The organism is Haloarcula sp. H-GB5, from assembly GCF_054850705.1.
The window spans coordinates 308109-321050 of the sequence record NZ_JBTWBG010000003.1 but is presented as its reverse complement, the minus strand read 5'-3'; the positions used below and the strand labels follow the sequence as shown (position 1 = coordinate 321050).

Annotated in this window: 12 protein-coding genes; 4 read left to right on the top strand and 8 right to left on the bottom strand. The window is 61.3% G+C overall.

The genetic code is table 11. The features are described from left to right. Positions 1-362: 362 nt before the first annotated feature. Together ACYJ11_RS16915 and dgoD are read right to left on the bottom strand one after the other, a co-directional pair. On the bottom strand, positions 363-1394 hold the full coding sequence (locus ACYJ11_RS16915; RefSeq protein WP_461648666.1) for an NAD(P)-dependent alcohol dehydrogenase: 1032 nt from the start codon (positions 1392-1394) through the stop codon (positions 363-365). Between the two features lie 67 nt (positions 1395-1461). Beyond that, positions 1462-2613: a galactonate dehydratase gene (gene dgoD, locus ACYJ11_RS16910; RefSeq protein WP_170098651.1), complete on the bottom strand. Its 1152-nt coding sequence runs from the start codon at positions 2611-2613 to the stop codon at positions 1462-1464. Between the two features lie 119 nt (positions 2614-2732). On the opposite strand from dgoD, the gene ACYJ11_RS16905 reads away from it, so the two are divergent. Beyond that, a complete protein-coding gene (locus ACYJ11_RS16905) occupies positions 2733-3506 on the top strand; it encodes an SDR family NAD(P)-dependent oxidoreductase (RefSeq protein WP_461648665.1) in 774 nt (257 codons plus the stop codon). Positions 3507-3511: 5 nt separating this feature from the next. Here the strand turns inward: ACYJ11_RS16905 and ACYJ11_RS16900 are convergent, their stop codons facing one another. The 6 genes from ACYJ11_RS16900 to ACYJ11_RS16875 form a co-directional block, all read right to left on the bottom strand. Further along, on the bottom strand, positions 3512-4987 hold the full coding sequence (locus ACYJ11_RS16900) for a rhamnulokinase (RefSeq protein ID WP_461648664.1): 1476 nt from the start codon (positions 4985-4987) through the stop codon (positions 3512-3514). A gap of 25 nt (positions 4988-5012) precedes the next feature. Continuing rightward, complete coding sequence (locus ACYJ11_RS16895) at positions 5013-5666, bottom strand: class II aldolase/adducin family protein (RefSeq protein ID WP_461648663.1); 654 nt, start codon at positions 5664-5666, stop codon at positions 5013-5015. A 58-nt stretch (positions 5667-5724) separates the two neighbouring features. Continuing rightward, positions 5725-6885 carry an ABC transporter ATP-binding protein gene (locus ACYJ11_RS16890; RefSeq protein WP_461648662.1) on the bottom strand — a complete coding sequence of 387 codons (1161 nt, stop codon included), beginning with the start codon at positions 6883-6885 and terminating at the stop codon, positions 5725-5727. A 91-nt stretch (positions 6886-6976) separates the two neighbouring features. After that, positions 6977-7855, bottom strand: a complete 879-nt coding sequence (locus ACYJ11_RS16885; protein WP_421642472.1) for a carbohydrate ABC transporter permease — start codon at positions 7853-7855, stop codon at positions 6977-6979. Beyond that, positions 7855-8787 (bottom strand): carbohydrate ABC transporter permease, encoded by a 933-nt coding sequence (locus ACYJ11_RS16880; RefSeq protein WP_461648661.1) that lies wholly within the window; start codon positions 8785-8787, stop codon positions 7855-7857. Before ACYJ11_RS16880 ends, ACYJ11_RS16885 begins: the two co-directional genes overlap by 1 nt. Before the next feature lie 36 nt (positions 8788-8823). Further along, a complete protein-coding gene (locus ACYJ11_RS16875; protein WP_461648660.1) occupies positions 8824-10266 on the bottom strand; it encodes an ABC transporter substrate-binding protein in 1443 nt (480 codons plus the stop codon). A gap of 342 nt (positions 10267-10608) precedes the next feature. Between ACYJ11_RS16875 and ACYJ11_RS16870 the strand changes: the two genes are divergently transcribed. The 3 genes from ACYJ11_RS16870 (at position 10609) to ACYJ11_RS16860 (ending at position 12843) form a co-directional block, all read left to right on the top strand. Then, positions 10609-11643 (top strand): galactitol-1-phosphate 5-dehydrogenase, encoded by a 1035-nt coding sequence (locus tag ACYJ11_RS16870; protein WP_461648659.1) that lies wholly within the window; start codon positions 10609-10611, stop codon positions 11641-11643. Continuing rightward, positions 11640-11864, top strand: coding sequence for a hypothetical protein (locus ACYJ11_RS16865; protein WP_461648658.1), 225 nt, complete (start codon positions 11640-11642; stop codon positions 11862-11864). The genes ACYJ11_RS16870 and ACYJ11_RS16865 overlap by 4 nt, the downstream gene beginning before the upstream one ends. A gap of 211 nt (positions 11865-12075) precedes the next feature. After that, complete coding sequence (locus ACYJ11_RS16860; protein WP_461648657.1) at positions 12076-12843, top strand: IclR family transcriptional regulator; 768 nt, start codon at positions 12076-12078, stop codon at positions 12841-12843. The last annotated feature ends 99 nt before the right edge of the window (positions 12844-12942 follow it).

Below are 12942 nucleotides of genomic sequence, written 5' to 3'. Positions count from 1 at the left end.
ACACCACTCTGATGGAATGTCCCGCCCGGGTATAGCTGGAATCTAGGAAACCAACTGTTCTGCGAAAGCCTATCTCAAACAGAATACCTTACTTCCCTCTACTGGCTATCTCTGGGCAGTATGAAAGTCGGAGCGTTATCTCTCGGGTACCTTCCAAAACCCTCCGGAATCCCAAATTAGTGGGCCTTAAGCGATATCAGGCCATCAATTCAGATAATACACCGCCTCATTGATCCTTTCAGGGTCGCGTCATGGGGTCGTGCGTACAACGGACCTACTGAACTTACTATCAATACTCAAGAACATCTGTATAGCTATTATATCACGCTTCTTTCGGGACAATCTTATCAATTTAGTGCCGGTTACGAATCAAGTGATATCATGCCCTTGACCACAGTCGGCTCCATGGCTCGGCGGAACGCGTCGTCGATGTCTTCGAGTTCGGATTCGAAGTCGATTATGCCCTCGACGTCGACTTCGCCGTCGGCTAACAGGTCGACGGCCGCGTCGTAGGTGTTCTTGTACCGGAAGGAGCCGTGGACGTCGACCTCGTTGTCGATGAGTTCTAGCACGTCGATTGGGACCTCCGCTTCGCTGGCCAGACCCACCAGAACGACTGTGCCGCCCCGACGGACCACGTCGATTGTCGACTTGATCGACGGCTCCGCACCGGAGGCTTCGACGACCACATCAGCACCGACGCCGTCCGTGTACTCGACGACCGCCGCATCGAGATCCGTTTCGGTAACGTCGACTGTCAGGTCCGCTCCCCGCTTTTCAGCGAACTCTAGTTTTTCCTCGACAACGTCGGTCAGTATTACGTCCGTCGCCCCTGCGGCGCGCGCGGCCTCAAGCACCATCAGCCCGATAGGTCCCGCTCCGGTTATCAGCACTGTATCTCCGGTTCCGACGCTACCGCGGCGGCAGGCGTGGATTCCGACCGAAAGCGGTTCACACAGTGCCCCTTCAGCCGTAGAGACGGACTCCGGGAGCGTGTAGGCGAAGTCGGCCGGCCACGAGACGTACTCCGTGAACGCGCCGTCGTGTGGCGGCGTCGCCATGAACTGAACTGATTCACAGAGGTGATAGTCGCCGCGCTTGCAGTGGGCACAGCGACGGCACGGAACGCCGGGTTCGAGTGCGACGCGGTCCCCCGGTTCGTGATCAGTAACGTTCTCGCCGACTTCGACGACCTCACCGGCGCTCTCGTGCCCGAGGACGAGCGGGTCTTCCACGACGTAGTCTCCGATACGACCGTGTTCGTAGTAGTGGACGTCGGAGCCACAGATACCCACGTCTCGCACGGCAATAAGTACGTCGTCGGGGCCGGGCGACGGTCTGGGACGGTCCTCCAGCTCGAACTCAGTCGGTTCTACCAGTACAGCAGTTCGCATACCTGGTGGCACGGAACAGAGCCATAAAAATACACAGGGTGGGTCGCCCCATTCGTACCGTGTCCAGTTACCACTCCGCGACGCTCCCGTCCTCGTGGTGCCAGACCGGGTTGTACCAATTGACCTCCGTCTGTGCCAGTTCACGGATGAGAGCCTCGTCGATCTCGATACCGAGTCCGGGGCCGGTCGGCCGTTTGACGTAGCCGTCTTCGAACTGGAACGTCTCCGGGTCCTCTAGAACCTTGAGTCGCTGGCTCGTCGCCGGGTCGTGTAGACCGAGGTCCTGTTCGTGCAACACGACGTTCTGGGCGCAAAACCCGACCTGCAGGCTCGCTGCGAACGCGACAGGGCCGAGCGGGCAGTGCGGAACGACGGCCACGTCGAACGCTTCCGCCATCGATGCGACTTTGCGCATCTCGCTGATGCCACCGACGTGGGTCACGTCGGGTTGGAGTATCGACACCCCGTCGTCGACGAGGAGGCGCTTGCAGTCATAGCGGGAATAGAACCGTTCACCAGTCGCTATCGGGACAGTCGTCCGCTCGGCGATACTGGCAAACGAGTCGTCGTGTTCGGGGAGCAGTGGCTGGTCGATGAACATCAGATCGAACTGTTCGAGTCGCTCGACGAGATCCGCAGCCATCGGTTTCGAGACGCGGCCGTGGAAGTCGACGCCGACGAGGGCGTCGTCACCGACGGCGTCACGGATTGCGGCTACGCGCTCAACCGCATGATCGACCGCGTTCGGCGTCTCGATCGGCCGAAACTCCCGGGCGAAATTGAACTTGAACGCTCTGTAGCCGCGTTCCCGGTCCTCTCTTGCGGCGACAGCCACGTCCTCGGGGTCGTCGCCACCGAGCCACTGGTACACGAGTAGCTTATCGCGGACGTGCCCGCCGAGTAGTTCGTGCACCGGGGCACCGTAGTGTCGCCCCTTGATGTCCCAGAGTGCGTGGTCGATACCCGCAAGCGCGCTCATGAGTATTGGGCCGCCGCGGAAGTAGCCGCTCTGATAGAGCTTCCGCCAGTGATACTCGGTTCGGAGCGGGTCGGCCCCGAGGAGATACGCCTCGATCAGCTCGGTAACAGCGGCACGGACCGTCTCCAACCGACCCTGAACGATGGGCTCACCCCAGCCGACGATCCCCTCGTCAGTCTCCAGTTTTAGAAGCAACCACCGCGGCGGCACGGCGAACAGTTCGAAGTCGGTGATTTGCATAGCTATGTTATCTGCGAGGGAGTACTTGTAATGACTGGCTGCCGATACCGGCCGTGGAAAGGTGTGGCAGAGATAGCCGTACATTTATGCTGGAGGCTACCGGAGCACCAAGCGTACGCATGAGTGTACTTGACAGTTTCTCTCTCGACGGAGAGACAGCTATCGTCACCGGTGCGGCGCAGGGTCTGGGCAAACAGATGGCGACCGGTCTCACCGAAATGGGGGCCGACGTCGCTATCGCGGACGTGAACGTTGAGAAAGCGGAGCGGACGGCCTCGGAACTTGACGGCGAGACGAACGTCATCGCGACGGAAGTCGACGTGACGGACGAAGCATCGGTCGAAGCGATGGTCGAGGACGTGACCGACCGCTTGGGGCCGATTGACGTCCTGGTCAATAATGCCGGCATCGTCGAGAACTCCCCGGCGGAGGAGACGAGCGTCGAGTCCTGGCGGCGGGTCGTATCGGTCAACCTCGACGGCGTCTTCCTCTGTGCCAAACACGTCGGCCAGCAGATGCTCGACCGGGGCGAGGGTCGCATCGTCAACATCTCCTCGATGTCGGGCTTCGACGTGAACGTCCCACAGAAACAGGCCAGCTACAACACGACGAAAGCCGGCGTCAGGATGCTGACCCAGTCGCTGGCGGTCGAGTGGGGTGATCAGGGCGTCCGCGTCAACGCCATCGCGCCCGGGTACATGCGGACCGAACTCGTCGACGAAGTGCTCGAAGAGAATCCGGAAATGGAGGAGACGTGGCTGGAGAACACGCCGATGGGTCGGCTCGGTCGGCCAGAGGAACTGAAGGAACTCGTCGTATACCTCGCGTCAGACGCCTCGTCGTACATGACGGGGTCGACCGTCGTGATGGATGGCGGCTATACCTCGCGGTGAAGGCGTCAGGCCTCGGACGACGAGTTCTCGGTCAGTGCAGCCAACCGATCTTTTGCGTCGGCCCATTCGCCATCAGCCTGGGGCTCGTATGTCGTTGTCTCGAACGCCGACTCGACCAACTGTCGCCCGGTTTCGATGTCCGGCACTGTCCCGGCGGCGACGGCCTGCGTGAGGACGTTGCCGACAGCTGTCGCCTCGACTGGGCCAGTCGACACTGGGCGGTCGGTGGCGTCAGCCAGCAACTGACAGAACAGCTCGTTTCTGACACCGCCGCCGCTGAGAACGATACGTGACGGTGGGTCCTCGACGACTGCCGCGAGCGCGTCGAGTTCCAGCGCCGTCTTCGCCGCCAGACTGTCGAGGAGACAGCGGACGATACCGCCCTGCTCCGTCGGAACGGGCTGGTCCGTTCGTCGACAGTAGGCCCGAATCTGGTCGGGCATCGGCTCGTCGATGCTGAAGGTGTCGGCGTCCGTATCGACGAGTGCGGTCCGCGCCGGGGCCTTTTCGGCTGCCGACAGTAACGTATCGTAATCGGCTGGATCGTCCGCATCGCGCCACGCTTTGCGGCATTCTTCGAGCAGAAAGAACCCGTTGATGTTCTTCAGGAGCCGAACGGTCCCGTCGACGCCGAGTTCGTTCGAGACGGCGTGCTCGAAGGCGGCGTCTGTCCGTACTGGTTCGTCTCGCTCGACGCCGAGGATGAACCACGACCCGGTGTTGAGAAACGCGGCGTCCTCGACTAGCGGGAGGCCGGCGACGGCCGCCGCCGTGTCGTGACTCGCCGGCGTTACTATCTCCGGCGTCGAAGACAGTCCCGAAACGACGGTATCGTCGACGGTCCCGAGACGCTGCCCGGGTTCGGTCAGGTCCGGAAGTAGATCCGTCGGAACCGACAGCTCGTCGAGCAGGTCGGTGGCCCACGTCCGCGCCTCGGGATCGACCATCTGCGTGGTCGAGGCAATCGTCACATCACCCGCCGGCTGTCCCCCTATCCGTGCAGAAAGGAGCTGTGGCATCATGAGCAAGCCGTCGCTTTCTTCGAGAAGTTCGGGCTCGCGTTCGGCGATAGTGTGGAGTTGCCACAGCGTGTTCGGTGTGTTCCAGTTCGTGATGCCGGTCGCGTCGAACAGTCGCCGCTTCCCGACAGTCTCGAACACCTGCTCGCGCGTGGCCGTCGACTCGGGGTCGCGGTAGGAGATCGGGTCCCGGAGTAGTTCGCCGTCGGCCAGGAGCCCGAAGTCAAGCCCCCACGTGTCGATACCGACCGTATCGAGGCTGTCGGCCTGGTCGTCGGCAGCCCGGAGACCGTCATCGATGTGGTCGACAAGCGCGTCGACGTCCCAGACGTAGCGGCCGTTCCGTTCGACGGGTCGGTTATCGAACCGGTGGACCTCCCGCACAGCGAAGGACGACTGCGTCACCTCGCCAAGGAACACTGTCCCGCCGCTCGCGCCGATGTCGATAGCGACGTGATTCATGGGTCAGTCTGATCAGGCACGGGGGTCACTGCCCGTAGTTGTCGAGTTTGTCAGCCAATCGGTCGATCTCCTCGTCCGGGAGGATCTCCGGTTCACCGATGGCCCGGGCCTGGTGGTGGATGCGGGCGCAGTACTCGACCATCAGCGCGACCGTGTAGGCGTCGTCCAGCGACTCGTCGGCCGTCAGGACGCCGTGGTTGCGCAACAGCGTGGCGTTGAACGACTCGCCCAGCGCGTCGACGGCGGCCTCACCGAGTTTCTCGGTCGCGTGCGTTTCGTATTCGGCGACAGGCACCTCTGTTCCGGTGAACGAGAGGAGGTAATGCGATGCCGGTATCGCCTCCCCAAGCGAGGCGAACGTCGTCGCGTACGGCGAGTGGGTGTGGACGACGCCGCCGACCGCCGGTCGCTCGCGGTAGACGGCCAGATGCATCGGAAGCTCCGTCGACGGCTCGATGTCGCCCTCGACGACAGTGCCGTCCGTCTGTACGACCGGGATGTCTTCGGGTTCGATCTCCTCGTAGGGGATTCCCGACGGGCTGATCGCGATGTGGTTCTCGTCGAGTCGGGCACTGAGGTTTCCGCCAGTCCCGGTGGTCAGATCGTCTTCGAGCAGGCTCCGGCCGTACTCGCAGATAGCGGTACGCGTCTCGTAGTGTGAACTGTCTTGTTCTGTCATATATCGTGTGTCGACAACCGGTCGGTTGCAGCGAGTGAGGCGACGACGGGTATCGCCATCACTCGGCGGGTTTTATTTGCTCTTCGAGCGCCATCTCCGCGTCGTCACCGAGCTGGCGCTGGTGGATCGTCTCGCCGCTGGCGGCGTCGAACAGGTGTACGTCCCGATCCGGAATCTCGACGTAGACGTGTTGCCCCTCGCTGATCGGGCGCTGGCCGTCCGTCTCGACGATGAACGTCTGGTCGTGGCTCTGTGACCGCGCCTGCAGGTAGACGTAGGAGATGCTCCCCATCGGTTCGACGACGTCGACGACGGCCTCGAACTCGTGGCCCGAGTTCGCCCGGTCGTGAAGCGTCATATCCTCTGGCCGGATACCGAGGACGAGTTCGTTTCGACTGCCAACAGCGGACTGCATCCGCTCGGTCAGGTCGAAGTCGAAACCGTCCGCGCGGAGCGTTCCGCCTTCGACGTTGCCCTCGAAGAAGTTCATCGACGGCGAACCGAGGAAGCCGGCGACGAACTGGTTGGCCGGCCGGTAGAAGCATTCCAGCGGCGTCCCGACTTGCTGGAGTTCTCCGTAGTTGAGGACGACGAGTCGGTCGCCCATCGTCATCGCCTCTGTCTGGTCGTGGGTGACGTACAGCGTCGTCACGTCGAGGTCGTTCTGGAGCCGGTTGATCTCGGTCCGCATCTCCGCCCGAAGTTTGGCGTCCAGATTCGACAGTGGCTCGTCCATCAGGAAGACGTTCGGGTCACGGACGATAGCACGACCGAGCGCGACACGCTGTTGTTGTCCCCCGGAGAGTTCGCCGGGCTTGTCGTTCAACAGCATGTCGATGTCCATCATCTCGGCGGCGGACGTGACGGCTTCTTCAATCTCGTCGGCAGACATGTCCGTCGACATCTTCAGCCCGAAGGACATGTTCTCTTCGACGGTCATGTTGGGGTACAGCGCGTAGTTCTGGAACACCATCGCGATGTCCCGGGCGCGCGGGCCGAGTTGATTGACGAGGTCGTCGCCGATGTGAATGTCGCCTTCCGTTTGCGTTTCCAGCCCTGCGACAATACGCATGAGCGTGGACTTCCCGCTCCCGGACGGACCGACGAAGACGATGAACTCGCCATCGCGGATGTCCAGCGAGACGTCGTCGACCGCGACGATTGACTCATCTCCCTCACCGAATCGCTTCGTAACGTCGTCGATTGTGATCTTTGCCATTATTTTCCCTCCGATGTGCGGCTAAGTGAAGCTACCGCCGCCGCAGGGGCGTCGTTTGCGAGCGATACCTGTCGAGGTGTGGACGGCGTGGTCATTCTTTGATCACCACGCCGAAGCTGAGCCCGGCCGCGAGGTACTTGTTGACCGCGATGAGGAAAATGACGACCGGAACGATCATCGCCGTCGAGGCGGCCGCGAGCATTCCCCATTCGATCGAGCGCGAGCCGATGAACGAGTAGACGAACAGCGTCACCGGCACGGCCTCGAAGCTTGTCAGCACGAGCCCGAACAGCAGCTCGATCCACGCGAAGATGAAGCTGATGATGGCGACCGAGAAGATGCCGGGCTTGGCCGCCGGCAGGACGACCTTCCTGAAGCCCTGGAACTGGGTCGCGCCGTCGACGCGAGCCGCCTCCTCCAGCGTCTCGGGGATGCCATCGAAGAACGCTTTCATCACCCAGACGACGAGCGAGAGGTTGATGCTGACGTACATCAGCACCATCCCGACGCGGGTGTCGAACAGATTGAGCTCTCTGAAGATGATGAAAAACGGGAGCACGACGGCAATGGGTGGGAGCATCCGCGAAGAGAGTATCCACACGAGCACGTCCCGCTCCATCGGGATGTCGTACCGCGAGAGCACGTAGGCGGCGGGAACGCCGATCAACAGCACGAGGACAACTGACGCCGACACCATGACGAGGCTGTTGGCGAACGCCGCGACGAACCCCGAGTCCTGAATCAGCTGGATGTAATTGTACACCGTCGGTAGGAAGATCCAGTCCGGGGGGAGCGAATTCGCTGTTCCGGGCGGTTTCAGCGACATCGAAGCGAGCCAGTACAGCGGGAACAGCACGATGAACGACCACGTCAGGAGAATAGTGTGTCGAACCACCGTAACGAGCGTCTCCCGCGTGTCCTTGTCGAGTCGCTGTGACGCAGTCGCGGAGTCGCTATCCGTCGTCGCCATCAGTCCCACACCCCTTCGAAGCCGACCCTCGCAATGATGACGTTACACAGTGCAACGACGAGGACGAGGTAGACGATGGCGATTGCTGCGGCCACGGTGATCTGGTTGTTGATGAACATCTGTTCGTAGATGTTGATGCTCACGAGCTGGGTTGCCGTCCCCGGACCGCCGCCCGTGAGCCCGTACACCACGCCGAACGTCCGGAACAGGTCGATCAACCGGATGAGCGTCGCAACGAACACGACCGGCTTCATATAGGGGATGATGACGTGGACGTAGCGCCGCCACATCGGCGCACCGTCGACGCGCGACGCTTCGATGAGCGTCTTCGGCACCGACGAGAGGCCGGCGTAGAAGATAATGAACATGAACGGCGTCCAGTTCCACGCATCCAGGAGAATGACCGTCAGCAGCGGCACCTCAGAGAGGAAATTCGGCGCTGCGAACGGTGTGCCGGTGTTTATGACGTACGGAATGATGCCGATTTCGCTGTTCAGCATGATCCGGCCGATGGTCGCGAGCGAGACGGGGGCGACAGCCATTGGAATGATGAACAACACCCGGTAGAACGACTTCGCCCGGTCGGAGCCGACGCCGGCGACGAGCGCGGCCAGGACGAACCCGAGAACAGTTTCGAGGAGCAAGGCGCTGACGACGACAGTAATCGTGATGACGAACGAGTGGATCGCGCCGCCGCGGGTAAACGCCGTCTCGAAGTTGCGCAGCCCCACGAAATCAGCTGCGAACACGTCGAGTGTCGGCTCCGCGATCAGGCTGAGATACAGGTCGTAGGCACCGGGGAAGAAGGTGATCATCACCATCACCAGCACCATCGGTGCCATGAACCAGTACGGGAGGTAGTCGTTCCACAGGTCCCGCAGCCTGGCGAAGGTCGATTGAGGTGTCGTTTCCGTTTGCGTTGGTGTACTCATTTGTGGGATGTGTTGTGGCGCAGGTGTGGCTTAGATTTAATTGCTGTAGATGTCTTCTGCGACGGACGCCGCCTGGGTCATCGCCTCCTCGGCGGACTTCTGGCCGGCGATGGCGCGCTGCAGTTCCTCGGAGTACCGCTGGCCCCATTCGGGGTATTTCCGGTCGAACGGGTCCGGCGCTGCTTCCTGCAGGGATTCGAGCGTGACCTGTGCGAAGTTCTCGCCGACGCGAGAACGGAACTCGTCGTTCTCCCAGACGGACTGCCGGACGGAGAAGGCGGCTTCGCCCTCGACGTGCATCCAAGTGTTGGTCGGCTGCGAGGACGCCCACACCATGAACAGGAACGCCTGCTCGGAGTTCTGGGCGTTCTTCGACGTGGAGATCTGCCAGTTGAACGCGTTGGGCGAGAACTGGCCGTCGGCCGGGCTGGGCACCTTCGCGATACCGACGTTGTCCGCAACTGAGGAGTCAGAGCCGGTGAGTCCGGGCCAGAACAGGTTCGCGTCGGAGACGATGTGGCCGGCGCGGCCCTCCTGCATCGTCGAGAGCACGTCCGACCAGGTCTGGGTCGAAGCCCCTTCGGGACCGTAGTCCTGCAGCAGGCTGACGTACCACTCCGCGGCGTCGATGACGCCGTCGGAATCGAGCCCGGAGTCTGTCGGGAACTCGGTCCAGAGTGAGGAGCCGAACTCGCGTAGGAACGTGTTCAGGATGTAGATGTTCATCCCGTACCCCTTGTCGCCACGGCCGACGGTGCCGACGACGTCCGACTCGTTCTCGTGGATGGTCTTGGCGTTCTGGCGGAACTGTTCGAGCGTCTCTGCAACCTCCAGATCGTGCTTGTCGTAGAGGTCTTTGCGGTAGAACTGCGTCTGAACTTCGACGGTAATCGGCATCCCGGTCCACGTGTCGCTGTAGCCGCCACCGTGGGCCTGCCAGCGCGACGCCTCGAAGAGATCGTCGGGCTCGTACCAGTCCTCGTCGAAGAGACTGTCGTCGTCAAAGAACGGGTCGAGCGGCTGTATCCAGCCCTCTTCACGGAACTGGTTGACGACCTGATCCATGTAGAAGACGTCGAACTGCCCGGCGCCGGTACTGACGTCCGTCTGGCGCTTGGTTCGGAACTGCTGTTCGGGCAGGACGTTCCAGACGACGTCGATTCCGGTCAGTTCCTCGAAGACGGGGACTGCGGGCTTGATGGCTGAAACCCAGGGGTGCTGGACGGCTCCGATGTTGATCGAGGACCCCTCGAACTGTCGCCAGTCGATATCGGCGTCCTCGTACTCGCTGAGCGGAATCGCGAGTTCACCGTCGGTGTTGGTTCCGCCATCGCTGCCACCGCTTCCGTTGCTTCCATCGCTCGAACCGTCGCTCCCGTCACCGCCCGAGCTATCGCCGCCTCGTGTGCAGCCAGCGAGGCCGCCGAGTAGTCCGACACCTGTCGCTTTCAGGAACTTCCGCCTGTTGGAGTTGGTCATGCCAGTTTGCCTCGTCACTATCGAAATACCGATGCATAATAAAGGTAATCATCTGTAAGGTAGAATACCCATCTCACTGGGCGAGAACAGACGGCACACAGTACGGAAGCCCCCATCCACGAACTCATCTGTCTCCGGAGTACGGGTAACCGTGGCAAGATTTTAATACGCGGTCCGAAAACATCGAGAGTACGGATCGTAGCCGAGTCCGCTGTGTGTCCAGCTCAGTTGGACTAGTGACAACGGGCTACGGCCCAGACCACCCATGACCCGACCCACACCAACTCACGACCGAGGTACTGCTGCAGTGACGACCGCGAGCCGACCGTTGGAGGACGACTGATGCGCGCCAGCACGTTGACTGATGTCGGCGAAATTACTGTCGAAGAGCGTGACCGACCGGACCCTGCGGATGACGAGGTTCTCGTACAGGTGGGTGCCTGTAGCGTCTGCATGACCGACTATCATATGTATCACGGCACCTTCGCAGCTGAGACACCGCTGGTCCTTGGCCACGAAGGTGCCGGGACCGTCGCGGAAGTCGGTGCTGACGTCGATCGCTTCGCGGTCGGTGACCGCGTCGCAATCAACCCCACCGTCCCCTGTAACGCCTGTTCGTACTGCAAGAGGGGGGAGACGCACCTCTGTGAGAACAACACGAGCATCGGTGGTGCCGGTGACACCATTCTCGACGGTGCCTTCGCCGACTACGTCCGCGTCCCGGCCATCAACGTCGAAGATATCGGTGATATGTCCTTCGAGCGGGCCGCGCTCGCCGAGCCGCTCGCCTGCTGTGTTCACGGCGTCGAACAGACTGACATCAAACCGGGGGACAGTGTCGGTATTATCGGCGCTGGCCCGATCGGCTTGCTACTCTTGCAAGCGTTCCGCAACGCGGGCGCTGCCCCAATCGTGGTTTCCGAACTCGATGACGAACGGCGAGAACTGGCCGCCGACCTCGGCGCAGATGCCGTCATCGACCCCAATGAAGAAGATCCCGAGGAAGCGATCCCGGCGGCGGCCGGTGGACCGGTCGACGTCGGCGCTGAGGCCATCGGGCTCGTCCCGACAATCAAGCAGGCCAACGCTGTGACCGCGCCCGGCGGCTCGACACTCATCTTCGGTGTCCCGGATCAGGAAGCGACGATGGAAGTCAGTCCGTTCGATGTCTTCTTCGACGAGGTCGACTACCGGGGTTCGTTCTCCCTGACGACCGAGGACTTCGAGCGAGCGATAACACTGCTCAGACACGAACGCATCGACGCAGAGACGCTCATCACCGAACGTATCGGGCTTGACGACCTCCCGACAGCGTTTGAGCGGATGGGCAACGCTGAGGGACTGAAGAAAGTAGTCGTTCCAGGGGACTCCGAGTGAGCGAGTACGACCTCCTCGATACTGCGTCCGGAAACGTGGTCGTCGTGGCGCTTGACCACGATCTCGGAATGGGCGCAATCGACGGGTTCGAAGACCTCCTGGCCCGCGGTCTCGTGATGGGACGTAGCGTCTGGCAGACTGCGGACCCAGCCGCTGTCGTGTCCGCGCTCCGCCGAACCGTCCACGACTCTGATGCACCTGGAGTAGCCTGGCCGCCCTGAAGCGAATGTTTCTACGCGTTCGTGAGTTAGCTGCGAGCTGAACACATCTGTTCTGTAGAGCAGAACGAATAAATTTCGGCATTTAGACCTCGTAGCAATTCCACTCAGGGTAATAAATAATGTAGAATAATTCATGTTACTAGCTCACAAGGCCACGACTGTTCTGCTCTAGTGAACAGACTTTTTACAGCGCGAGTTGAAACGATACCCAATGACTGACGAACCACAGTATGCGGTCGAAGCAACCCAAACGTCCGTTGCTATCCTCGAAGCGCTTGTCGACGCGACGGGACCCATCGGCGTGACAGATGTTGCCAATACCGTCGGGGTGTCCAAGAGCGTCGCTCACAACCATCTCTCGACGTTGCGTGCGGCTGGATACGTGGTCAAGCGCGCAGAGAAGTATGAGGCATCGCTCCGCCCGCTGGCCCTCGGTGAACGAACGCGTGACGGGCTCAGTTTCTATCAGGCAGCGGAGCAGCAACTGGACAACCTCGCGACGGCGACAGGGGAGACAACGACGCTGTTTGTCCTCGAAGAAACGTCCGGTGTCCCGGTGTCGATCTCCGAACCTGAGGACGGCTGGTCAGTCCCGTTTCACGCGGGCGAACGGTTGCCACTCCACGTCAACGCCATGGGAAAGGCATTGCTGGCGTCGCTTCCGAGTGACCGCGTCGAATCGATTCTCGATGAAACGGAACTTATCGCGCCGACCGACGCCACCATGGTAGATCAGGACGAACTCGCCGAGGAACTGCGCCGAATCCGCGACGACGGCATAGCGTTCTGCAGAGGAGAACAGTACGAAGGGATCATCGGTGTTGCCGCCCCGCTCCCTGATGTCAGTGGCAATCGAGTCGCTGCGCTGGGGATCGCTGGCCCTGTTGAACGCCTGAACGGCCGATACCTTAGGGAAGATATCACCGGGCAAGTCCTCAGCACGACAAAATCTATTCAGGTGGCCCTTACATCGAATTAAGAGGTTCTGGAATAACGGACGTACCACTGTTATTCTATCTGTGGCTGCCATCGAAGTGGACAAACGACCTCACTGCTACACACCGCTACCGGCGAGGCC